This is a genomic window from Methylophaga sp. F7, assembly GCF_056863975.1.
Map to the genome: position 1 here is coordinate 2,769,052 of NZ_CM166511.1, position 21,194 is coordinate 2,790,245.

At 44.7% G+C, this 21,194-nt stretch carries 27 protein-coding genes and 1 pseudogene; 7 read left to right on the top strand and 21 right to left on the bottom strand.

The annotated features are described in order from the left end of the window. Positions 1 to 12 precede the first annotated feature (12 nt). The 9 genes and pseudogenes from AC08OG_RS13900 to AC08OG_RS13940 all read right to left on the bottom strand — a co-directional run bounded on the left by AC08OG_RS13900 (position 13) and on the right by AC08OG_RS13940 (position 7,372). Positions 13 to 366, bottom strand: a complete 354-nt coding sequence (locus tag AC08OG_RS13900) for a hypothetical protein (protein WP_014705922.1) — start codon at positions 364 to 366, stop codon at positions 13 to 15. Positions 367 to 866: 500 nt separating this feature from the next. After that, complete coding sequence (locus AC08OG_RS13905) at positions 867 to 1,901, bottom strand: sigma-54 interaction domain-containing protein (protein WP_482929760.1); 1,035 nt, start codon at positions 1,899 to 1,901, stop codon at positions 867 to 869. 22 nt (positions 1,902 to 1,923) lie between these two features. Continuing rightward, positions 1,924 to 2,214 carry a hypothetical protein gene (locus AC08OG_RS13910; RefSeq protein ID WP_482929761.1) on the bottom strand — a complete coding sequence of 97 codons (291 nt, stop codon included), beginning with the start codon at positions 2,212 to 2,214 and terminating at the stop codon, positions 1,924 to 1,926. Between the two features lie 121 nt (positions 2,215 to 2,335). Next, positions 2,336 to 2,797: a hypothetical protein gene (locus AC08OG_RS13915; RefSeq protein WP_292401234.1), complete on the bottom strand. Its 462-nt coding sequence runs from the start codon at positions 2,795 to 2,797 to the stop codon at positions 2,336 to 2,338. 7 nt (positions 2,798 to 2,804) lie between these two features. Continuing rightward, positions 2,805 to 3,365, bottom strand: a complete 561-nt coding sequence (locus tag AC08OG_RS13920) for a BON domain-containing protein (protein ID WP_292401237.1) — start codon at positions 3,363 to 3,365, stop codon at positions 2,805 to 2,807. 216 nt (positions 3,366 to 3,581) lie between these two features. Beyond that, complete coding sequence (locus AC08OG_RS13925) at positions 3,582 to 3,773, bottom strand: CsbD family protein (protein ID WP_292401240.1); 192 nt, start codon at positions 3,771 to 3,773, stop codon at positions 3,582 to 3,584. 392 nt (positions 3,774 to 4,165) lie between these two features. Next, the gene (locus AC08OG_RS13930; RefSeq protein WP_292401243.1) at positions 4,166 to 5,011 is read right to left on the bottom strand and encodes an OmpA family protein; all 846 of its coding nucleotides are present in this window, start codon (positions 5,009 to 5,011) and stop codon (positions 4,166 to 4,168) included. Between the two features lie 172 nt (positions 5,012 to 5,183). After that, complete coding sequence (locus AC08OG_RS13935) at positions 5,184 to 6,326, bottom strand: PilT/PilU family type 4a pilus ATPase (RefSeq protein ID WP_292356520.1); 1,143 nt, start codon at positions 6,324 to 6,326, stop codon at positions 5,184 to 5,186. A 9-nt stretch (positions 6,327 to 6,335) separates the two neighbouring features. Continuing rightward, positions 6,336 to 7,372: pseudogene (locus AC08OG_RS13940) on the bottom strand (type IV pilus twitching motility protein PilT). 91 nt (positions 7,373 to 7,463) lie between these two features. On the opposite strand from AC08OG_RS13940, the gene AC08OG_RS13945 reads away from it, so the two are divergent. From AC08OG_RS13945 to pyrE, 6 genes are read left to right on the top strand one after another with little or no spacing between them, the layout of a single operon-like run. Continuing rightward, positions 7,464 to 8,162, top strand: coding sequence for a YggS family pyridoxal phosphate-dependent enzyme (locus AC08OG_RS13945; protein WP_292356523.1), 699 nt, complete (start codon positions 7,464 to 7,466; stop codon positions 8,160 to 8,162). Between the two features lie 48 nt (positions 8,163 to 8,210). Then, complete coding sequence (proC, locus tag AC08OG_RS13950; RefSeq protein WP_292356525.1) at positions 8,211 to 9,044, top strand: pyrroline-5-carboxylate reductase; 834 nt, start codon at positions 8,211 to 8,213, stop codon at positions 9,042 to 9,044. Then, a complete protein-coding gene (locus AC08OG_RS13955; RefSeq protein ID WP_292356527.1) occupies positions 9,037 to 9,612 on the top strand; it encodes a YggT family protein in 576 nt (191 codons plus the stop codon). The genes proC and AC08OG_RS13955 overlap by 8 nt, the downstream gene beginning before the upstream one ends. Positions 9,613 to 9,633: 21 nt before the next feature. Continuing rightward, positions 9,634 to 10,782 (top strand): homoserine O-succinyltransferase MetX, encoded by a 1,149-nt coding sequence (gene metX / locus AC08OG_RS13960; protein ID WP_292356529.1) that lies wholly within the window; start codon positions 9,634 to 9,636, stop codon positions 10,780 to 10,782. Beyond that, complete coding sequence (gene metW, locus AC08OG_RS13965; protein WP_292356531.1) at positions 10,782 to 11,384, top strand: methionine biosynthesis protein MetW; 603 nt, start codon at positions 10,782 to 10,784, stop codon at positions 11,382 to 11,384. The genes metX and metW overlap by 1 nt, the downstream gene beginning before the upstream one ends. After that, on the top strand, positions 11,381 to 12,022 hold the full coding sequence (gene pyrE / locus AC08OG_RS13970) for an orotate phosphoribosyltransferase (protein ID WP_439504012.1): 642 nt from the start codon (positions 11,381 to 11,383) through the stop codon (positions 12,020 to 12,022). The genes metW and pyrE overlap by 4 nt, the downstream gene beginning before the upstream one ends. 55 nt (positions 12,023 to 12,077) lie before the next feature. Here pyrE and AC08OG_RS13975 read toward each other — a convergent pair whose 3' ends face one another. Next, positions 12,078 to 12,836 carry a sulfite exporter TauE/SafE family protein gene (locus AC08OG_RS13975; protein WP_292356535.1) on the bottom strand — a complete coding sequence of 253 codons (759 nt, stop codon included), beginning with the start codon at positions 12,834 to 12,836 and terminating at the stop codon, positions 12,078 to 12,080. A 27-nt stretch (positions 12,837 to 12,863) separates the two neighbouring features. Here AC08OG_RS13975 and AC08OG_RS13980 point away from each other — a divergent pair, with 27 nt between their 5' ends. Beyond that, positions 12,864 to 13,532, top strand: a complete 669-nt coding sequence (locus AC08OG_RS13980; RefSeq protein ID WP_482929762.1) for a DUF4124 domain-containing protein — start codon at positions 12,864 to 12,866, stop codon at positions 13,530 to 13,532. On the opposite strand, the gene hisC is transcribed toward AC08OG_RS13980, so the two are convergent. From hisC to AC08OG_RS14035, 11 genes are read right to left on the bottom strand one after another with little or no spacing between them, the layout of a single operon-like run. Next, entirely contained in the window at positions 13,529 to 14,584 is a 1,056-nt protein-coding gene (gene hisC, locus AC08OG_RS13985; RefSeq protein WP_292356539.1) for a histidinol-phosphate transaminase, read from the bottom strand. The genes AC08OG_RS13980 and hisC overlap by 4 nt on opposite strands. Then, positions 14,584 to 15,888, bottom strand: a complete 1,305-nt coding sequence (gene hisD, locus AC08OG_RS13990; protein WP_482929763.1) for a histidinol dehydrogenase — start codon at positions 15,886 to 15,888, stop codon at positions 14,584 to 14,586. The genes hisC and hisD overlap by 1 nt, the downstream gene beginning before the upstream one ends. Next, a complete protein-coding gene (gene hisG / locus AC08OG_RS13995; protein ID WP_292356543.1) occupies positions 15,881 to 16,525 on the bottom strand; it encodes an ATP phosphoribosyltransferase in 645 nt (214 codons plus the stop codon). Before hisG ends, hisD begins: the two co-directional genes overlap by 8 nt. Beyond that, positions 16,518 to 17,804 carry a UDP-N-acetylglucosamine 1-carboxyvinyltransferase gene (gene murA / locus AC08OG_RS14000; protein ID WP_292356545.1) on the bottom strand — a complete coding sequence of 429 codons (1,287 nt, stop codon included), beginning with the start codon at positions 17,802 to 17,804 and terminating at the stop codon, positions 16,518 to 16,520. The genes hisG and murA overlap by 8 nt, the downstream gene beginning before the upstream one ends. Before the next feature lie 30 nt (positions 17,805 to 17,834). Next, complete coding sequence (locus AC08OG_RS14005) at positions 17,835 to 18,059, bottom strand: BolA family protein (protein ID WP_226071530.1); 225 nt, start codon at positions 18,057 to 18,059, stop codon at positions 17,835 to 17,837. 21 nt (positions 18,060 to 18,080) lie between these two features. Next, positions 18,081 to 18,377, bottom strand: a complete 297-nt coding sequence (locus tag AC08OG_RS14010; protein ID WP_292401258.1) for an STAS domain-containing protein — start codon at positions 18,375 to 18,377, stop codon at positions 18,081 to 18,083. Further along, positions 18,374 to 18,691 carry an MlaC/ttg2D family ABC transporter substrate-binding protein gene (locus AC08OG_RS14015; RefSeq protein ID WP_482929764.1) on the bottom strand — a complete coding sequence of 106 codons (318 nt, stop codon included), beginning with the start codon at positions 18,689 to 18,691 and terminating at the stop codon, positions 18,374 to 18,376. Before AC08OG_RS14015 ends, AC08OG_RS14010 begins: the two co-directional genes overlap by 4 nt. A 43-nt stretch (positions 18,692 to 18,734) precedes the next feature. Further along, positions 18,735 to 19,001, bottom strand: coding sequence for an ABC transporter substrate-binding protein (locus AC08OG_RS14020; protein ID WP_482929765.1), 267 nt, complete (start codon positions 18,999 to 19,001; stop codon positions 18,735 to 18,737). 1 nt (position 19,002) lies between these two features. Then, the gene (mlaD, locus tag AC08OG_RS14025; protein ID WP_292356554.1) at positions 19,003 to 19,467 is read right to left on the bottom strand and encodes an outer membrane lipid asymmetry maintenance protein MlaD; all 465 of its coding nucleotides are present in this window, start codon (positions 19,465 to 19,467) and stop codon (positions 19,003 to 19,005) included. Next, complete coding sequence (mlaE, locus tag AC08OG_RS14030) at positions 19,468 to 20,250, bottom strand: lipid asymmetry maintenance ABC transporter permease subunit MlaE (protein ID WP_292356556.1); 783 nt, start codon at positions 20,248 to 20,250, stop codon at positions 19,468 to 19,470. Continuing rightward, positions 20,247 to 21,053: an ABC transporter ATP-binding protein gene (locus tag AC08OG_RS14035; protein ID WP_014705893.1), complete on the bottom strand. Its 807-nt coding sequence runs from the start codon at positions 21,051 to 21,053 to the stop codon at positions 20,247 to 20,249. Before AC08OG_RS14035 ends, mlaE begins: the two co-directional genes overlap by 4 nt. Between the last annotated feature and the right edge of the window lie 141 nt (positions 21,054 to 21,194).

The following is a 21,194-nucleotide window of genomic DNA, read 5'->3' on the forward strand; positions in this document are numbered from 1 at the left end:
GGAATACACAAACTAGAGCTGTTTGCTTTTTCGCATTGTCTGGAGGCGTTTATACATCGAACGGTAAGGACGCTTTTCTTGTTTCCTGTCCTGTATATCGTCATAAATAACAGCGAATGAGAATAGAAAGCTGAAGCCGCAGCCCAATGTAAACATCAAGAGTCCTGATCTGTGCAGCTCAAAGGACGGCCAGAATGGAGCGGTTAACATGATAGCTGCCCCGGCCAATACAAATCCAGCGAGACCAATCGAGGCGGGATCGGTGATAGCGCTTTTAAGCAAAGTCTGACCACTATTGCGAGCATGGATCTTGATTGGCCAATACAAAGCTAAACCAACTAACAAAATCATCAAAGCAATCAGCATTTTTCACCTCCTTATGAGACATCAGTATGCAAGTATTCAAACTAACTCATACTGATTATAACTCCTTTAACTTTGGTCTGCTTCCGATCCAATATCCAAAAACAAGATTGAAGGTTTTCGCAAACACCCTAGTGGAAAAGGTTGAAAAAATACTTAGACATTTTTGGGAAATCCATATAAATCTGACATTGCAAAAGTTGGCTAAAGGTCGTTATTTTGAAAATAGAGCGTGACAAACTTTCCGACATTCATGGATTTCGTTGAATCAATAGCTGTTAGACCTAACCATTAAATGGTCTTATTTGTCGTAAAATGGTAGATTTAAAACTAATTTAAAAACATATACTTACATACATTTAATATCTATAGCTGTATTTCAATGTCATTTTTTGTTGAAATATCTGGAGGTATTTTTTTGCATTCCGAAGCCGAAGGTCACAGGTTCAATTCCTGTCAGGCGCACCAATTTTTACTTAACTCTCTTCTCTGGCCACGCGTTATCAGTTTGATTCAGCCCCTGCATGAATATTGGGTTCTAATTGGCCATATTGATCAAGTTTGTTATATAAAGTCTTAACGGTAATGCCAAGCTGCTTGGCTGCCTTGGTTTTATTTTGCTGACAGGCTTCTAATGTCGACAGAATCAGGCTTTTTTCAGCATCTTTAATCGAAGTACCGGGCCCGATATCATTTTCTATTGCAGAGTGGCCGTTGCCAAAATCAGGTAGATCATCAACGGTTATTACATCTTCTGCCAATATATGCGCCCGTTCAACACAATGTTTAAGCTCTCTGACATTTCCCGGCCAACTATATTGAGCAAAAATATCCAGTACATCATCGGAAAATACTTTGCCTGAATTTGTCGCTTCATTTCGGTAAGCGAGGAAATGTTTGGCCAGCTCAATGACATCATTGTCCCGCTGCCGTAACGGAGGAAGTTTGATGGGAAAATGTGCCAGACGAAAATAGAGATCCTCACGCAGAAAACCGGCTTCAATCGCTTCTTCTGGTTCACGATTGGTCGCGGCAATAATCCTTACTTTGGATTGCCGCACCACATCACTTCCTACTCGACGAAACTCACCACTTTCCAATACTCTCAGCAGTTTACTTTGTAATGCCAGAGGCATCTCAGTGATTTCATCCAGTAATAACGTGCCGTTGCCGCCTTGTTCAAAAAAGCCGATATGTTGGTTTACTGCCCCGGTAAACGCACCTTTCTCATGACCAAATAATTCGCTTTCAATAAGATCTGCAGCCAACGCCGCACAATTGACTGAAACCATCGGTTCGTTAGCTCTTTCACTTTGTTCATGAATTGTTCTGGCAGCAACTTCTTTACCACAGCCACTTTCGCCTATCAGAAATACACTGGCATCTGTCTGGCTGACACGTCGTATCAAACGATAAAGCTTATGCATAGCAGCAGAGGAGCCCAGAAGCGAGCCATATTGATCAAGTGTGGAGGTAAGTGTGGCAGTCTGACGGTTTTTTTTCAGCTGTTTGAATTCTGTAGCAAATTCCTGGGCCACTTCAATGAGGGGGTGAAGTCGCTCATCTGTCGAAAATGATAAGCCCCCCTTTACTCATCATTAAGTCCAACCATTTATTGGGTAAACCGTCACTTAATAAAATCCAGTCAGCAGTAGTTTGCAAAGGATGTGTTTCGAATAATTTATAGTCAGACTCAGTGGCTTTTTGGGGGGCATAGATAACCAAATCTGCTTGATAATCTTGCTCACTCAAGTCTGCAACCTGAACTAAACTAAAGTTACAGGCAGAAAGCAGTTTGCTCAATTTCGCTGATAAGATTTCATCAGTTGTGATTAACAGTAATTTTGGCATAAGACCCGTTTTTAAATAATAATTAAATTCGAGTCTAACATGCGGATTTTATAGATTTCTTAACATAGATAAAGAGGTTGAAACTTAATGTTTCAACCTCTTTTATGGAATAGCTGATTAGTCAACCTATGCGGCGATGATGTCGTTTATCACTTTTTAATCTTAGCAAACGATCCTGACTTAATTGTATATTCGCCAGATGGCCTGCAAGATAAGATGACATTTGCCGATCGTGCATTCTTCTTACATAAATTTTAAAAATTTCCAATGAATGCATTTCCATTGATTCCAAATCAGCAAGACAATCTTTATCAATTACATCCTCACATGTTCCATATGCAACTTTGTAGATTGCCCGCATTGTTAACGCTAACTCACTATTGGAAGGCTGAGTATCCTTGAGCCCGGCAAAACGCTTGTTAATATCGTCAACAATTTCAGCCCGTACCAGAGCCATTTCACGCAACAACATTCTTATTTCACTGCTGACCACTTTCCTTGCGGTCATATCGTAGAAGTTGCGTCCATCTGCACAGATACTCTTCAACTCCTGAATAAGTTGCTGATCTCTGTTATTCAACATGTGACATTCAGTTTGTTACAACGAGTTCATCTTTGACTTCAACAACCTTGTCATAACCTTTCGCCATTTCGACCGCCAGATCTTTTTCGGCCTCATTTTTCACGTTACCTTTCAATGTGACAACGCCATTGTCGGTTGAGACTTCAATGGCAGTGGCTTCAAGCTCATCATGAGCAGCAAGCTCCATCTTAAGTCCGGCAGTTACAGTCATATCATGCCATGCACGGCTAAAAGATTTATCATCGTTGTTATCTTCATTACGATAGTTTTTATCTACCGTCAGGTTATTTTTAACCTCAGAGATACCTTCAATATTTTTTGCAATTTCACCAGCCAGCTCTTTTTGCGTCTGGTTGTTCACTTCACCACTTAAAACTGCAACCCCACTTTCAATATCCGTATCAATTTTAAAATTATTCAGTTCGGTGTTCAGCAATAATGATGTTTCTAATTTGCCATCCAGCCAAGCATCATTAGCCTCACCTTGCCAGTCATTTGCTAGCACAGGGGTAGTAACTAAGGTAGCTGCGGTCAAAATTGCTAAATGGTTCATTTTAATTTTCATCATTTATCTCCTAATTGATTTAATGTCACTCACTAAACAGGTGCTATAACCATGCCAAGTATATAAACCAAATAAATTCATGGGGTTACTCAACTCTCCCACTTTAAATACTTTAATAATCATGAATAAATTACAAGCTTTATCAGGAAAATATTCATGTTTAACAAAAAAGACGCCTTTCGGCGTCTTTGGAGCTAGTGGAATCCAGCAAAAAGCGTTCTATTTGGTAAGCGCTTCAACTTCCTTTTCTGCCTGATCTTTTGCCAGGCCATATCGCTCCTGCAGGAGACCAACCAATTGCTGGGCATTACCTTTTGTTTGTTCAATTTCATCATCAGTTAAGTCACCCCAGCTTTCACGAAGCTTACCTTTAACTTGAGTCCATTTACCTTCTGCAATATCTGTATTCATTTTTTTCTCCTTGTTGCTCTAAAAAATCTGATACCTAGGGCTTGTTGCTCTTTATTTATTACCAAAGGCTTTTGCTGAAATAAACTTTAAATAATTGCAATAAAGCTCAATGCAGTTTCAGCAAAAATATCAGTCACAAGGAATATTACAGAAATCATGCCAAGATGATATGTATCTGTTTTCCATATTAAATCTGGAAATTTTAAAAATAAAGATGCACTAAACCGTGGTAGAAATAACATGGTGAAATGTAAAATTTTCAACGCTTCAGCGTTTTAAAACGAATCATTTAGTTGCAACTCAAAGTACCTTCTTTACCACTTCACTCAAAACAGCAGACACAAAAAAGGCCCGGTTAAGGGCCTTTTTCATTTCAACTAAAGTTCTAGTTATTATGGGTTAACAACAAAATCAACACGACGGTTAAGAGCACGACCTGCATCAGTTTCATTGTTAGCGATTGGATGATTTTCACCCATACCAACTGGAATCAGGTTGTTGCCATTAACACCTTTTGACGTGAGATAGTCAACCACTGACTCTGCACGACGTTGTGATAAGTTTTGGTTATATGCTTCAGTACCAATACTATCTGTATGACCTTCAACACGTACTTCAACCACTTCATCACTGTTCAACAAAGCATCTACTGCTTCATCAAGAGTTGATTGAGCTTCAGGAGTTAGTGTTGCTTTATCAAATTCAAAGTGAACGTCATTCAATGACAGAATGGTTTCACCGGCGATTGGACATCCATCTTGGTCAACGATTACACCTTCTGGCGTATTTGGGCAAAGATCTTTGTAATCCGCTACACCATCTCTGTCTGAATCAATTGGGCAACCAACATCATCAACTGTTACACCAGCTGGTGTGTTAGCACACATATCGATACCATCGACAACACCATCATTGTCTGAATCCATTGCACAACCATTGGCATCAAGCAATGCACCTGGAACTGGCTCATGCTCACACATCATTTTTTCTGCTGCTACTTCTTCTGCCTGGGCTTCATCAGTTGGGCAAAGTAATAATGCCAACATTGCACCGACTGCAGCGCCACCTACAGCACCAGAGCCACCACTTGCCGCTGCACCGACTGCTGCGCCACCAACGGCACCGCCAAGAGCAGAACACAAAGTATAATCTTGATACGCACGCTGGTTTGGACCTGCACAACCAGCCAGCAAACCAATCGTCAGCAATGCTGCCGTTAATTTAACTGTAATATTCATAGTTTTAGTTCCTTTAGATTTATTGCTTAGTTGGTAATCGTTTCTTGATATCTTGGCTGACACGGTGGTTAATCCATGTGTTCAGATTCAGATATCATAATAATACGATTTACATTTGGAGTGTAACATATTAAAAAAAAGGCATATTTAATCTTAGTTATGTCCCTGAAAATTAAAAGCGGCTATCCATTGGGTCGCTTTCCATTTCTAGGGATAAAGCTTGGGCACCAGCGTCCACAGGGAGTTCACCAGTTTCCGAGCCTAACTTGATCATCAACCTTACTTCATTACTTGAATCAGCATTTCGCAATGCGTCTTCATATGAGATTTCTCCAGCTTTATACAAATCATATAAAGACTGATCGAACGTTTGCATCCCCAATTCCCGAGAACGTTTCATAACATCCTTGATTTCCGCAACCTTACCCTTTTCGAGCAAATCTCCAATTAATGGCGTATTGAGCAGGACTTCAACTGCCACCGCCCGTCCTGAACCATCTTTTTTTGGAATCAGCCGTTGTGCCACAACAGCTTTAAGGTTGAGAGACAAATCAAGAAATAATTGCTGGTGCCGGTCTTCCGGAAAAAAGTTAATAACCCTTTCCATCGCCTGATTGGCATTATTGGCGTGAAGGGTTGATAAACACAGGTGACCGGTTTCAGCAAATGAAATACCGTAATCCATAGTATCACGACTTCTGATTTCACCAATCATAATGACATCTGGAGCCTGTCGCAATGAATTTTTCAATGCCACTTCGTAGGAGTCGGTATCCACCCCCACTTCTCGCTGCGTGACGACACATCCTGCGTGTTTATGATCAAATTCAATCGGGTCTTCAATCGTTAAAATGTGACCGGTACTGTTTTGATTACGATAACCAATCATCGCCGCCAGTGTGGTTGACTTACCACTTCCGGTGGCCCCCACAAACATCACCAGGCCACGCTTGGTCATTGCAAGTTCTTTAATGATTTCAGGAACATGAAGTTCTTCAATGGTGGGGATTTCCCCTTTTACCAGACGCAAGACCATAGCGATTCGACTGCGCTGATACAGTGCACTGACTCGAAAACGGCCGGCACCTTTGGTATCGATAGCGTAATTACATTCCTTATCGCGTTCAAAAGTACGTTTTTGTTCATCGTTCATGGTGCTCAATACCAATTCACGGGCTTCTTCTTCAGTTAAAGGTTCCTGCGAAAGTGTTGCCATACGGCCATTTACTTTCAAGGTGGCTGGACGGCCTGAAGTAATAAAAATATCTGAGGCTTCGTGTTTTACCGCAGCTTTAAGAATAGTGACTATTTCCATCATGATCTCCTAACGGAACAGATCCTTGTTCACGGCACGGGGTAATGCTTCATGCTTGGTAATTTGCTGACGACGTACCAAATCCTGTAAACACTGATCCAATGTCTGCATTCCTAAGGCACCACCTGTTTGAATTGAAGAATACATTTGCGGGACTTTATCTTCACGAATCAGATTACGGATAGCCGGCGTACCAATCATAATTTCATGTGCCGCAATGCGCCCCCCTCCGACTTTCTTCAATAGCGTCTGGGAAATAACCGCACGTAAGGATTCTGACAACATGGAACGTACCATATCCTTTTCCGCCGCCGGAAACACATCAATAATACGGTCTATGGTTTTTGCCGCTGATGAGGTATGCAGGGTGCCAAATACCAGGTGACCGGTTTCCGCGGCAGTCAGTGCCAGACGAATGGTTTCCAGATCACGTAATTCCCCGACCAGAATTATGTCAGGATCTTCCCGCAAAGCACTGCGTAATGCCTCACTGAAGCCATGGGTGTCACGATGCACTTCACGTTGATTGATTAGACATTTCTTACTGCGGTGTACAAATTCAATCGGGTCTTCAATGGTTAGTATATGTTCGTTATCTTTTTCATTACGATAATTAATCATTGCAGCCAACGTGGTCGACTTACCGGAACCAGTCGGTCCAGTGACCAGCACAATACCGCGATTATTGTCGGAAATCTGTTTGAAAATCTCGGGGGCACCCAATTCTTCCAGTGTCAGCACCGTTGAAGGTATGGTCCGGAAAACCGCGGCTGCCCCCGGTTCTGATTAAACACATTGACCCGGAAACGCGCCAGATTGGGAATCTCAAACGAAAAGTCTGCCTCCAGAAACTCTTCAAAATCCTTACGCTGACGGTCATTCATGATGTCATATATCATGGCATGCACTTCTTTGTGTTCCATAGCAGGCAAATTGATGCGTTTTATATCGCCATCAACCCGAATCATTGGCGGCTCACCAGAAGAGATGTGCAAATCGGATGCATTGTTTTTTGCACTAAAGGTCAGCAATTCAGTAATATCCATGCACATTCCTTAATTCGATAATGATGGCTACATGTCGATGACAACATAGCGAATACTGTTAAAGGTAGCGCGCTCCAGACTGGCTTGCAACATGACAAATTCAAAAACACGTCTGCAATCTGTGATGAACTTCATCAAATTGGCAGAACAACAGGCTAATCGCTCCCCAGGCTCAGTGAAATTGCTTGCTGTAAGCAAAACCTGGCCGGCATCCCGGCTACGTGAGCTAGCTGAAGCAGGACAGATACGCTTTGGTGAAAACTACCTGCAGGAAGCCTTACAAAAAATCGCAGAATTAGCAGATTTACAACTGGAATGGCATTTTATCGGCCCAGTTCAATCCAACAAAACCCGTGACATTGCTGCCAACTTTGATTGGGTCGAGAGTGTGGACAGGCTTAAAATTGCGCAACGGTTATCTGACCAGCGACCTACTGAAAAACCGCCTTTGAATATTTGTCTGCAAGTCAATATTGATGATGAAGCCAGCAAGGCAGGTGTTCATGCCGACGGTTTAATGGAACTCGCTGCTGCAGTAAGCCAACTGAAAAATATTCGGTTGCGGGGTTTAATGATCATTCCGGCAATTGCAGAAACGGTTGAACAACAGCTCGATGCCTTTGCCCGGGCGCAGCAACTTTTTTCTCAACTTAAAACCAACCACGCTACCGTTGATACTTTATCAATGGGGATGTCAGCTGATATGCAGCCAGCTATCTCGCAAGGCAGCACCATGGTCCGGATTGGGACGGCGCTGTTTGGTGAGAGACATACACCCAATAAACAATAACCAGTACACTACAGTGTTGAAGAGTCCGTCCCAATGGAGAAAGTTTAAATGATACCTTGCAAGCTCGCCTTTATCGGCGGTGGAAATATGGCGCGCAGTTTAATTGGTGGCTTAATCGCCAATGGCATGTCAGCTGAAGATATCCACGTTGCTGATAAAAATGCCGCAACACTTGAGTCACTTAACCGTCAATATCCTGTGCAGACGTTTACCAGCAACCAACATGCTATCGAAGGTGCTGATGTCATTATTATTGCTGTCAAACCTCAGCAACTGCAAGAGGTTGTTAAAGCGCTTCATTCTTCCTGGCAAGAAAAGCAATTACTGATTTCAATTGCCGCCGGCATCCGTATTGAAGATATTAGCCGTTGGCTGGATAAACCACAGGCTGCGATTGTGCGTGCAATGCCCAATACGCCAGCGTTGGTGGAAGCCGGCGCTACCGCGCTGTTTGCAAATGAATATGTTAGCCACCAGCAGCATGAATTGGCGGAATCCATCTTGCGTGCCTGTGGTTTGGCAATCTGGCTGAAAGAAGAAAAACACATGGATGCTGTTACTGCCGTTTCCGGCAGCGGCCCGGCCTATTTCTTTCTGGTGATGGAAGCGATGGAAAATGCGGCTATTGAACTTGGCTTACCCCAGGAAACCGCGCGACTGTTATGTTTGGAAACCGCATTCGGAGCCGCTAAAATGGCCCTTGAAAGTGGCGAATCTGCCAGCACTTTGCGTAAACAGGTCACCTCTCCCGGCGGCACGACTGAAAGAGCTATTCATGAACTGGAAGATGGTGGTTTACATGGCTTATTTGAAAACGCATTAGTGGCGGCGGCTTTGCGCGCAAGAGAGCTGGCCAATGAACTGGGACAAGACCATGCCTAATAGCTATTTTTCAAATCCATTGATGTTTCTGATTGAAACACTTTTTCAGCTTTATATGTATATCGTTGCCATACGGTTATTGTTACCGCTGATAAGGACTTCATTTACCCATCCTTTGATTCAGACCATTATCCGAATTACCGAGCCACTTTGTGCTCCGTTACGCAGTTTTATGCCTAGCACTCGAAAATTTGATTCTGCCGTTTTGCTGCTATTGATTCTGGTCACTTTAGTCAAACTGACGTTGCTACTGAGTCTGGCTGGGGCATGGCCCGCCCTTATTGGCCTGGTTCTACTGACGGCTGCAGAATTATTTTCCCTGTTTATCAGCCTGTTTACAGTGACGATTATTATCGAAGTACTGCTTAGCTGGCTGGCTCCTCAAGGATATAATCCGGTCGCCAGTCTGATTCAGGCAATAAATGCCCCTTTGCTGGATCCAGTACGTAAAAGAATGCCGTTAATGGGTGGCATTGATTTATCGCCATTAGTCGTCATATTAGGGCTGCAGGTTCTGTCGATGCTGGTGATGCCTTTACTGCTCGGTTCAGCGTACCCCCAGTATTAATTTTATAGGACACAGTACATTATGTCGGACTCCCTGCCAGCTGACTCAGTCGGATTGGTAACACCTTCACATTTGCATATTGATACGCCGCTGGCGCTGGATTGTGGGCGGATGCTGCCACAGTTCGATTTGATTTATGAAACCTACGGCACATTAAATGCCGATAAGAGCAACGCTGTTCTTATCTGCCACGCTTTGTCTGGCGATCATCATGCTGCAGGGTTTAATTCTCTGGAAGAACGTAAACCCGGCTGGTGGGATACGGCGATAGGTCCAGGAAAAGCCATTGATACCAATCATTTTTTTGTCGTTTGTCCGAATAATCTTGGCGGTTGTAAAGGTTCCACAGGTCCTAATACTATTAATCCTGAAACCGGCAAATTATATGGTCCGGACTTTCCCATTGTGACGGTAGCTGACTGGGTAAAAAGTCAGGCGATCCTGGCAGACTCATTAGGTATTCATAAATGGGCTGCGGTGGTGGGCGGAAGTCTGGGTGGTATGCAAGCCCTGGATTGGGCAATTACGTTGCCCGAGAGGGTCGGTCATGCACTGGTCATCGCCGCAGCGCCAAAGTTATCTGCACAGAATATTGCGTTTAATGAAGTGGCCCGAACTGCCATTAAGTCTGATCCTGAATTTCATGAGGGCCGCTATCAGGAATTCGATACTGTTCCACGACAGGGGCTGGGACTGGCCAGAATGTTGGGCCATATCACCTATCTTTCCGATGAAGCCATGGGCGAAAAATTCGGTCGTGAACTGCGCAGTGGCAAAATTCAGTATGGCTATGATGTTGAGTTCCAGATCGAGAGTTATTTACGTTATCAAAGCTCCAGCTTTGTAGAACGCTTTGATGCCAATACTTATTTATTAATGACCAAAGCACTGGATTATTTTGATCCGGCCAAGGAGTTTGATGACGATCTGACTCAAGCAGTCAAAGCCATTCAGGCCAAATCGTTGATTATTTCGTTTACCAGTGATTGGCGGTTTTCACCTTTACGCTCTCTGGAAATTGTTGATGCCCTGCTCAGTGCTGGCAAGTCAGTAAGTTATGCCGAAATTGAAGCCACGCAGGGTCATGATGCTTTTTTAATGCCGATCCCCCGCTATATGGAAATCTTTGCCAGCTATATGCAGCAAGTTGCAAAAGAGGTGAATAGCTGATGACTTTACGGGTTGATTTACAAATTATCAGTGACTGGATCCCAGACAATGCCCACGTGCTCGATCTGGGTTGCGGCAATGGATCTTTGTTAAAACATCTGCAGCAACGCAATGTTACCGGTTATGGGCTGGAAATAGATAACAGCAAATTTTCCGAATGTATTGCCGGTGGTGTCAACGTTATACAAGCAGACTTGGATGAAGGTCTCAGTCAGTTCGGTGATCAGAGCTTTGATTTTGTTATTTTGTCACAAACCCTTCAGGCCGTTAAACGTCCCGACTTTTTACTGAGAGAAATCATGCGGGTTGGCAAGCAGGGAATTATCGGTTTTCCTAATTTCGGACATTGGCAATGCCGTTTTCAACTAGGGTTACGAGGTAAAATGCCGGTATCCAAAAACCTGCCAAATGCCTGGTTTGATACACCCAATATTCATTTATGTACGTTGAAAGATTTTGAAAAGCTCTGTGACCAATATGGTTTTAGTGTGGTGAGCCGCAGTGTCGTTAATCACGAACATAAAGATACGCTTGGTATTCGCTTATTACCTAACCTGTTCGGCCAGATAGCTGTTTATTTGATTCATAACGGAAACTCATGAAAGATTATCAACGCGACTTTATCGAATTCGCCTTAGCAACCGGCGTTTTACGCTTTGGTGAATTTACCCTCAAATCCGGACGCATCAGCCCTTATTTTTTTAACAGTGGCTTGTTTAACAGCGGTGCAACACTGGCTCGGCTGGGACGCTTTTACGCACAGGCGATAACCGAATCCGCGCTTGATTTTGATGTGTTGTTTGGCCCAGCCTATAAAGGTATCCCATTAGCATCCACTGCAGTTATCGCACTGGCCGACCAGCATGATCGCGATGTACCTTATGTATTTAACCGCAAAGAGAAAAAAGATCATGGTGAAGGCGGACAGCTGGTCGGCGCCGCTCTTAATGGTAAGGTACTAATAATTGATGATGTAATTTCCGCCGGGACCTCCGTAGGAGAATCTGTCGATATCATTCGCGCAGCAGGCGCTGAACCAGCAGGTGTCATTATTGCACTCGATCGTCAGGAACGTGGTCAGGGCGAATTATCCGCTATTCAACAGGTAGAGCAAACGCATAAGATCCCCGTCGTCAGTATTATCTGTCTCAATGACTTACTCAGCTATCTGCAGGATCATCCCGACTTGCAACAACATTTAGCTGCGGTAAAAGCCTATCGGGAACGATATGGGGTCTAGGGTCTGTTGATCTTTCATAGCCGCCTCTGTTGTGGCTATGAAAGATCAACAGACCCTAAGGCCCCCAAATTAATCTGATAGCAATTAATAAGGTCACAATTTCAAAGCTGCGTTTTATCCAGCGGTTGCCCCAACGCAACGCCAAATGGGATCCCAGATAACCACCCAATAACGATCCTAACAGTAACGCAGGAAGCCAGTCCCATTGTATTTCGCCTAGAATACCCAATGTAATCGCGCCTGCACCATTCCAAAATAATCCAACCAGAATCAGCGTGTAAGCAACGGCCCGCTGGTAATCCATGCCAAACCATAATATCAGCCATATGGTCACAAACAGCCCGGTTCCCGAAGTGAGCGAGCCATTGAGAATGCCCAGAAAAAACAATACAACTGCACCAATCAGGTAACCATGGCGCTCACGATTTAACGGCGTATATAACTGACCTAAAGCCGGTTTAAATAAAGAATATATGCCTAATGATCCGGTTAATACGCCCAGGGCAATCTCTGCGATTCGATCTGGTACCATTAATATCACACTGCCGCCGATCACTACCCCCGGCAGGCCGGCCACCAAGAGCAATATCACAAACTGACGTTCAAGTCGGCTGGTAGAGATGTAACGCAACGCTGCGCCTACCCCTAACGCTACACTGGCCACTTTATGGGTGGCTAAAGCCACAGAAAAGGTCAAGCCAAGGAATATCAAAACCGGGAACTGGATTAATCCTGCACCGCCACCACTTAATGCCGAAAAAGTATTTGCCAGCAAAGAAATGACAAACAGAATAAAATGTTCAATAAAGCTCAATTTAATAAGGCTCTCTGGGAAAACATAATGATTTCAATACGCTTTGTAGCGGCTTCGATGCTCAGCGCAACATTATTAATTGCCACAACCGTATCAGCGGCTCAACTGTACCGTTTTACTGACGAAAACGGTATCCCCACAATAAGCAAAACGTTACCGGCAGAAGTTGCTCAACAAGGTTACGATATTCTGGATGAGAAAACGATGCGGGTGATTGAACGGGTTCCCCCTGCACCGACTGAAGCGGAAATAGCTGAGCGGGAAATACAGAAAAAACTGGAGCTCGAGCAACAAAAACAGGCTGAAGAAGCCGCCAGAATAGAAGCCGAAAAACGGCGTAAACAGGCTATTTATGATCATAACCTGCTTTCTGCCTATCAATCCGAACAGGATTTGCTTAATGAACGTAACAAAGACCTGCAATACCGAGAAAAACGTATTGAAATATTAAAAAAGAAGCGTAAGGGTTTACAGCAACGATTACAGCAGGTGCAACAGCAAGCTGCCAATAATGAATTAAGTGGTATTGGTCTCAGTGCCAATCTGCAAAGTCGCCTGCAAGCTGCGCAACAGGAACTTGATAATAATCAGTCCAGCATTCAACAGTTACAAACTGAAATTGATACGCTTAATATGCAATATGAACTGGATCGTCAGCGCCTGGGTGAACTGTTGGGAACCGCGGCAGAAGATTAAACCAGCAAATCCAGTTGGCTCATCAATAATTGATTTTCAGTGTGATTGCCAATACTGATCCGTAAAAACTGATCAATTCTCGGCTTGTTAAAGTGACGAACAATCACCCCTTTTTCCCGCAAGCCCGCCGCTACTGTTGCAGCATCGTGTTGTGGATGTCTGGCAAACACAAAATTCGCTGCCGAAGGCAAAACCTCAAAACCCAATTCTGTCATAGACTGGGTTAGCCACTCTCGCTCGGTAATAACCTGTTGCTGACATTGTTTAAAGTAGGTTTCATCCTGATAGGCTGCAACGCCCGCTGCAATCGCCAGACTATCTAGCGGATAGGAATTAAAGCTATCCTTTATCCTAACCAGTGCTTCAATCAACTCTGGATGACCTACCGCAAAGCCAATACGCATACCTGCCAAGGAACGTGACTTAGATAGAGTTTGTGTGACCAGCAGATTAGGGAAACGCTGAGTTAGCGGAATAGCTGTTTCTCCACCAAAATCGATGTACGCCTCATCAATGACCACCACCGTGTCGCGGTTCATTTCCACCAGCCGACGAATATCGTCCAGTGATAATAAACAGCCGGTCGGGGCATTGGGATTGGGCAGTATAATACCGCCGTTATCTCGTTCATAATCAGTGATATCGATTGCAAAGTCAGCATTCAACGGCACTAACTCCGAATCAATCTCATATAACTGACAATACACCGGATAGAAACTATAAGTGATATCCGGAAATAAAATCGGCTTTCCATGCTTGAAAAAAGCATTAAACACATGTGCCAAGACTTCATCCGAACCATTGCCAACAAACACACTTTCAGCTGGCACCTTATGGTAATCAGCAATTGCCTGTTTTAACGGGCCACCATCAGGAACAGGATACAAACGTAAACGCTCGGTTGTAGCCATGCGAATGGCTTCCAGTACTTTGGGTGAAGGACCAAACGGGTTTTCATTGGTATTGAGCTTAACCAGATTATGGCCGCGCGGTTGTTCACCCGGCACATAAGGTTCTAATGAATGAACAAAATCACTCCAGAAACGGCTCATTATTTTTCCTGTAACCGATACTCAGCACTGCGAGCATGTGCTGTCAGACTTTCACCGCGCGCCAGCACCGATGCAACTTGCCCCAGGCTTTGAGCGCCTTGTGGTGAGACCTGAATCAGGCTGGAACGTTTTTGAAAGTCATAGACGCCCAGGGGAGAACTGAAACGGGCAGTTCGGGATGTCGGCAATACATGGTTTGGTCCGGCACAGTAATCACCTAATGCTTCAGGCGTATAACGTCCCATAAAAATTGCACCGGCATGACGTATTTTTTTGGCCATTTCCATCGGTTCATCAACAGACAATTCCAAATGTTCTGGCGCAATATAATTGCAGACTTCTATCGCCTGCTGCATATCCTCGACCAGAATCATTGCACCACGATTATTCAGTGACGTTTCAATAATGGCCTTGCGTTCCATGGTAGGTAGCAAACGTGCAATGGATTCTTTCACCTTCTGTAGAAACGCTGCATCAGGAGAAATCAGTATCGATTGAGCATCTTCGTCATGTTCAGCTTGAGAAAACAGATCCATGGCAATCCAGTCAGGATCGGTCTTGCCATCACAAATCACCAGAATTTCTGATGGTCCGGCAATCATATCGATGCCAACAGTACCGAACACCATGCCTTTTGCTGTCGCCACAAAGATATTACCCGGGCCGACAATTTTATCGACCTGCGGAATCGTTTCTGTGCCATAAGCCAATGCCGCAACAGCCTGCGCACCACCAATTGCAAAAATGCGATCAACACCAGCAATCGCTGCAGCCGCTAACACCAGATCATTTACTTCATCATCCGGTGTAGGCACCACCATGATTAATTCCTGAACCCCTGCGACTTTGGCTGGAATAGCATTCATCAACACAGATGAAGGATAGGCAGCTTTACCACCAGGCACATACAGCCCAGCCCGATCCAATGGCGTGACTTGTTGACCTAATAAGGTGCCATCAGCCTCTACGTAATGCCAGGATTCCTGTTTCTGGTGTTCATGGTACTGACGTACACGTTCTGCAGCTTTTTCCAACGCCTGACGTTGTGCAGCAGGGATAGATTCCAATGCCGCTGCAGCCCGTTCCAATGGAATTTCCAGTTCCGCCATAGCAGTGGCTTTAACCCGATCAAATCGTTGGCTGTATTCAACTACTGCCTGATCACCACGCTGTTTAACATCTGCCAGAATATTTCTAACTGTGTCGGCTATTGCCGCATCAGAAACACCTTCCCAGGCCAACAACTCGGAAAGCATTGGCCAGAAATCAGCCTGCTGGAAATTCAATTCACTTATTTCAATCATTTGCCTGCTCTTTTACTGCTTTGCGGATCTGCTCAATAAATTGCTGGATACGCGCATGTTTGGTTTTCATGGATGCCTTATTGACCACCAATCGCGAACTAATATCCGCGATATGTTCCATTGGTATCAAACCATTAGCTCGTAATGTATTACCCGTATCCACCACATCGACAATCCGATCCGCCATACCCACAAGCGGTGCCAGTTCCATGGAGCCATAAAGCTTGATAATCTCTACTTGCTGGCCCTGCTCGGCATAAAAACGCTTGGTGCTTTCCACAAACTTGGTTGCCACTTTTAAACGGCCCTGTGGCTCTTCAGCATCTTTTTTACCGGCCGTCATCAGTTTGCAGCGAGCGATATTCAAATCAACCGGCTCGTAAAGCTCGGCTTCCGGATGTTCCATCAAGACATCTTTACCTGCCACGCCCAGATCAGCACCACCATATTCAACATAAGTAGGAACATCTGAGGCACGCACAATGATAAGTCGGACATCCGGTAGATTGGTTTCCAGAATCAGCTTACGGCTTTTTTCAGGGTCATCCAGTGGCTCAATACCAGCCGCCTTTAAAAGCGGTAGGGTTTCCTCAAAGATACGTCCCTTGGACAGAGCCAGCGTTATCATTTCAGCCATTAGAGGCCACCCTTGCCTGGGTTGGGATACGGCGGATGCGAGCACCTAATTGCTGCAGTTTTTCTTCTATACATTCATAACCACGATCAATGTGATAAATTCGCTCGACCTGGGTTTCTCCTTCAGCCACCAGAGCTGCCAACACCAGACAGGCTGATGCCCGCAAATCAGTTGCCATCACCGGGGCTGCAGTGAGCTTTTCCTGTCCCTTGCATACCACTGTGTTGCCTTCAATTTGCAGATTTGCGCCCATACGCTGCATTTCCTGCACATGCATAAAGCGATTTTCAAAAACGGTTTCGACAATAGTGGCCTGCCCATCAGCAATACTGTTCAACGCAGTGAACTGAGCCTGCATATCCGTTGGGAAGGCTGGATAAGGTGCGGTTCGGATATTGACTGCTTTAGGACGTCTGCCTTCCATATCCAACGTGATCCAATCCTCACCAATTTCAATTTTTGCTCCAGCTTCTTCCAGCTTGAGCAAAACCGCTTCCAACTGATTGGCATCGGTATCCTTCAGTTTGACACGACCACGGGTAATTGCTGCCGCCACCAGATAAGTACCTGTTTCAATACGATCCGGAAGAATCGCATAATGAGTACCGTTGAGTTTTTCGACCCCTTCAATCTGAATCGTTGTCGAACCGGCACCGGTAATTTTCGCGCCCATTTGGTTCAAGTATTTGGCCAAGTCAACTACTTCAGGTTCTCGCGCCGCATTTTCAATTATGGTTGTACCTTTTGCCAGCGTTGCCGCCATCATCAGGTTTTCAGTACCGGTTACCGTGACCTGATCCATAAAGATATGGGCACCCTTGAGACCTTGACCACTGGTGGCTCGGATATAACCGTTTTCTACTTTAATTTCTGCGCCCATTTGCTCCAGACCACGCAAATGCAAATCCACAGGACGCGAACCAATCGCACAACCACCCGGCAAAGAGACATCCGCTTTACCGAAACGGGCCAGTAAAGGTCCCAGCACCAGAATCGATGCCCGCATGGTTTTGACCAAGTCATAAGCAGCTTCGGTAATCGTCAGCGTCGAAGGGTCAATTAACACTCCCGAACGTTCATCAACGGTGAGTGTTACCCCCATACGGCCTAACAACTCAAGTGTGGTTGTAATGTCATGTAAATGTGGCACATTGCCTATACGTACTGGCGAATCAGCTAACAACGCGCCCATCAGAATCGGCAACGCAGCATTTTTGGCACCGGAAATACGGATCTCGCCATCCAGCGCGACACCACCTTTAATGATTAATTTGTCCATGAATTTGCTCTGGAAGAATAAGGGAATGGATTAGCGAGAGACACCCGTTTTCAGTGACAATGCGTGTACAGCACCACTACTGAAGCTGTCACCCAAAGTTGCTTTGACCATACGGTGTTGTTCTATCAGGCTTTTTCCAGAAAATGACGGACTAAAAACCCGGGCATCAAAATGCTGGCCATCTTCACCAAACACTTCAACATCAGCATCAGGTAAGCCTGCTTCAATCATTGCTTTGATATCTGCTGCTTTCATGTTTCACCACTTAAATTATAGTTATTGCAGAGGAAGAAGTTCTTCCAATCCGCTTGCTTCTGCCATCGCCAGCATCTGTGCCGGCATATTAAAATAACGAATCGGCTTGTCTAATTTTTCAGCCTGACGCATCCATTCGATCAGTAAAGCCAGGCCGGCACTGTCACTACGACTGACTTCACTTAAATCAACATCAAGCGGATCCACTTCGGCAAACAATTGATCCGTCATATCGATACCGCTGGCAGCGGTATCAAAAGTCAACTCACCGGAAACCAGGATACGTTTGGTAGCATCGTCAAAAATGAGCTTCATCATCTGGCTTTATCATTGCGTTTAGCAAGATTTTCAATCAAGGCATCCATTCCGCTGGTTCTAATATCACGGTTAAATGATGAACGGTAATTCGTCACCAGACTGATGCCTTCAATTTTGACATCATAAACTTTCCATTCATCGTTCTTGTTTTTATAAAGTGATAATGCCATCGGAACAGATGGACCGTTTGGTTGTACCACTTCCATTGGTACATCTACCCGCCCCTTTTTCAAGTCATCGCGAAAAGGCAGAAAGCGAATTTCTTCGTTAGTGTATTCCAGCATTGCCGTAGCGTAGGTTCTGACCAGTAACAAACGGAATTCTTCGACAAATTGGGCCTGTTGTTCAGCTGAAGCATCACGCCAGCTTCTGACCTAATGCCAATTTGGCCATACGCTCGAAATCGAAATGTGGAAACAGGATATCCTGTACCAGCGTATAGATTTTCTGCGGATTGGTTTCCAGTTCAGCTTCATTATCCTTCAGAGCTTTCAGCATGTTGTCTGAGGCTTCTTTCACTAAAGCCTGTGGCTCCGGCATCGCCTGAGCGGATGCGCTGAACGCCAGCATGCCCAGCAAAAATGCTGACATTAACTGGAGAGACACCTGTTTAAATTTAATCATCTTATTCACCTTCCGCTGTACTGTACAAGAATTGTCCAATTACCTGCTCCAATACCACCGCTGGTTGAGTCAAATCAATCACATCACCGTCTTCCAGGAAGAAATCATCCGCACCTGGTGACAAACTGATGTATTGCTCTCCCAGCAAACCTGCAGTAAAGATGCTGGCAGAGGTATCTATCGGAATGTTGTCATATTGTGGATAGATATTAATGGTGACTTTTGCATCATAGGTGTCAGGATCCAGAGATATTGATGTTACACGACCAACTCTTACGCCTGCCATCGTCACTGGAGAGCGTGGTTTCAATCCACCAATATTCTGAAAATTGGCGACGACTTCATAGCCTTTTTCATCCGTAATATCACCAAGATTACTGACCTTCATCGCCAACACAAATAAGGCTGCCATGCCAGCTGCGACAAACAAGCCGACCATAATTTCGGTACTTCTTTTCGAATTCATTTACACATCTCCAAACATCAACGCAGTCAGAACAAAGTCCAGGCCGAGAATAGCGAAAGCGGAATGGACAACTGTCCGCGTTGTGGCGCGCCCCACACCTTCCGAAGTTGGTGAGGCATCATAACCTTCAAACAGAGCAATCCATGTCACGACAAAACCAAAGACAATACTTTTTATTACCCCGTTCAGTATATCTTCATACCAGTCAGTTTTAGCCTGCATCTGTGACCAGAAAGCACCATCATCGACACCGAGCAGGCCATGTCCAACTAAAAAAGCGCCAAATATTCCTACAGCACTGAATATAGCTGCCAGTAATGGCATGGATATAAGACCCGCTAAAAATCTTGGAGCAACGATACGGCGCATCGGGTCAACAGCCATCATTTCCATACCTGATAACTGTTCTGTACTTTTCATCAAACCAATTTCAGCCGTCAGGGCCGAGCCAGCTCGACCGGCAAACAGTAACGCACTGACAACCGGGCCAAGCTCTCTGACTAATGATAATGAAACAAGCACACCTAAAGATTCTTCAGCACCAAAATCTACCAGCGTATTATAGCCCTGAAGACCAAGAACCATGCCCACAAATAAGCCGGATATCAGTATGATGAGTATTGATAAAACACCGACATAAAATAATTGCTGAACAACCAGTGAAAAGCGGAATACCGAGCTTGGAATCCCTGCCAGCATCTGCACTAAGAACAAATGGCCCCGTCCAAGTCGCTGAAAGGTATCTAGTCCCCAGCGACCAAGGCTGCGCAGCAGCTCGATCATTGTGTTTCCTTTGAATTCAACAGATCATTTTTAAAGTCATTACCCGGGTAATGAAACGGAACAGGTCCATCTGGTAAACCCTGTAAAAATTGCTTCACCCATTCCGAGCCAGAAGTTTTCAGCGTTTCGGGATTACCTTTCTCAATGACCTTTCCGCCGGACAACAGATAAATTTCATCAGCGATCTTGGTGGTTTCAGCGACATCATGTGACACGATAATACTGGTCAGTCCCATTGCATCGTTGATGCGGCGTATTAGATTCACCAGTGTACCCATTGAAATGGGATCCTGTCCGGTAAATGGCTCATCGTACATAATCATCATTGGGTCTAGTGTGACGGCCCGTGCCAGAGCAACTCGGCGCGCCATACCGCCAGATAACTCAGCAGGCATCATTTCCCGGGCATTTCTTAAGCCCACGGCCTGGAGTTTCATCAATACCAAATCACGAATCATTGATTCGGGCAACCTGGAATGTTCACGTAATGGAAAAGCAACATTTTCAAAAACATTGAGATCGGTCAGCAAGGCACCACTTTGAAACAACATTCCCATGCGCTTGCGCAATTCATAGAGCTTGGAATGAGAAAGCTTGTGGACATTTTGGCCATCAACTTCAACAGTACCGCGATCCGGTTTAAGCTGACCGCCAATCAGTTTAAGCAGCGTGGTTTTACCTGTACCACTCGGCCCCATGATAGCGGTTACCTTACCTTGGTAGATATCAATATCCACACCGCTGAAGATAACTTTGTCTCCACGGTTAAAATACAAATCCCTGATTTTTATCAGTGGCGCCATTTTTTACTGCCGATATTAGATATAAAGATCGGTAATTTTCTTGAATCGCTGTTGGTAAGTCAAATCGCTGTGTGGAAAAACCATTCTGTATCGGCTAAAGTGTTGTCGCCATGTTAAGTTTGAGGAACTAGTTCCATGGGT

What these genes read in the sequence shown, in the direction of transcription:
- AC08OG_RS13900 (WP_014705922.1), bottom strand. Translation starts at nt 366, where the DNA reads ATGCTGATTGCTTTGATGATTTTGTTAGTTGGTTTAGCTTTGTATTGG.
- AC08OG_RS13910 (WP_482929761.1), bottom strand. Translation starts at nt 2,214, where the DNA reads ATGCCAAAATTACTGTTAATCACAACTGATGAAATCTTATCAGCGAAA.
- AC08OG_RS13915 (WP_292401234.1), bottom strand. Translation starts at nt 2,797, where the DNA reads ATGTTGAATAACAGAGATCAGCAACTTATTCAGGAGTTGAAGAGTATC.
- AC08OG_RS13920 (WP_292401237.1), bottom strand. Translation starts at nt 3,365, where the DNA reads ATGATGAAAATTAAAATGAACCATTTAGCAATTTTGACCGCAGCTACC.
- AC08OG_RS13925 (WP_292401240.1), bottom strand. Translation starts at nt 3,773, where the DNA reads ATGAATACAGATATTGCAGAAGGTAAATGGACTCAAGTTAAAGGTAAG.
- AC08OG_RS13930 (WP_292401243.1), bottom strand. Translation starts at nt 5,011, where the DNA reads ATGAATATTACAGTTAAATTAACGGCAGCATTGCTGACGATTGGTTTG.
- AC08OG_RS13935 (WP_292356520.1), bottom strand. Translation starts at nt 6,326, where the DNA reads ATGGAAATAGTCACTATTCTTAAAGCTGCGGTAAAACACGAAGCCTCA.
- AC08OG_RS13945 (WP_292356523.1), top strand. Translation starts at nt 7,464, where the DNA reads ATGACAAATTCAAAAACACGTCTGCAATCTGTGATGAACTTCATCAAA.
- proC (WP_292356525.1), top strand. Translation starts at nt 8,211, where the DNA reads ATGATACCTTGCAAGCTCGCCTTTATCGGCGGTGGAAATATGGCGCGC.
- AC08OG_RS13955 (WP_292356527.1), top strand. Translation starts at nt 9,037, where the DNA reads ATGCCTAATAGCTATTTTTCAAATCCATTGATGTTTCTGATTGAAACA.
- metX (WP_292356529.1), top strand. Translation starts at nt 9,634, where the DNA reads ATGTCGGACTCCCTGCCAGCTGACTCAGTCGGATTGGTAACACCTTCA.
- metW (WP_292356531.1), top strand. Translation starts at nt 10,782, where the DNA reads ATGACTTTACGGGTTGATTTACAAATTATCAGTGACTGGATCCCAGAC.
- pyrE (WP_439504012.1), top strand. Translation starts at nt 11,381, where the DNA reads ATGAAAGATTATCAACGCGACTTTATCGAATTCGCCTTAGCAACCGGC.
- AC08OG_RS13980 (WP_482929762.1), top strand. Translation starts at nt 12,864, where the DNA reads ATGATTTCAATACGCTTTGTAGCGGCTTCGATGCTCAGCGCAACATTA.
- hisC (WP_292356539.1), bottom strand. Translation starts at nt 14,584, where the DNA reads ATGAGCCGTTTCTGGAGTGATTTTGTTCATTCATTAGAACCTTATGTG.
- hisD (WP_482929763.1), bottom strand. Translation starts at nt 15,888, where the DNA reads ATGATTGAAATAAGTGAATTGAATTTCCAGCAGGCTGATTTCTGGCCA.
- hisG (WP_292356543.1), bottom strand. Translation starts at nt 16,525, where the DNA reads ATGGCTGAAATGATAACGCTGGCTCTGTCCAAGGGACGTATCTTTGAG.
- murA (WP_292356545.1), bottom strand. Translation starts at nt 17,804, where the DNA reads ATGGACAAATTAATCATTAAAGGTGGTGTCGCGCTGGATGGCGAGATC.
- AC08OG_RS14005 (WP_226071530.1), bottom strand. Translation starts at nt 18,059, where the DNA reads ATGAAAGCAGCAGATATCAAAGCAATGATTGAAGCAGGCTTACCTGAT.
- AC08OG_RS14010 (WP_292401258.1), bottom strand. Translation starts at nt 18,377, where the DNA reads ATGATGAAGCTCATTTTTGACGATGCTACCAAACGTATCCTGGTTTCC.
- AC08OG_RS14020 (WP_482929765.1), bottom strand. Translation starts at nt 19,001, where the DNA reads ATGATTAAATTTAAACAGGTGTCTCTCCAGTTAATGTCAGCATTTTTG.
- mlaD (WP_292356554.1), bottom strand. Translation starts at nt 19,467, where the DNA reads ATGAATTCGAAAAGAAGTACCGAAATTATGGTCGGCTTGTTTGTCGCA.
- mlaE (WP_292356556.1), bottom strand. Translation starts at nt 20,250, where the DNA reads ATGATCGAGCTGCTGCGCAGCCTTGGTCGCTGGGGACTAGATACCTTT.
- AC08OG_RS14035 (WP_014705893.1), bottom strand. Translation starts at nt 21,053, where the DNA reads ATGGCGCCACTGATAAAAATCAGGGATTTGTATTTTAACCGTGGAGAC.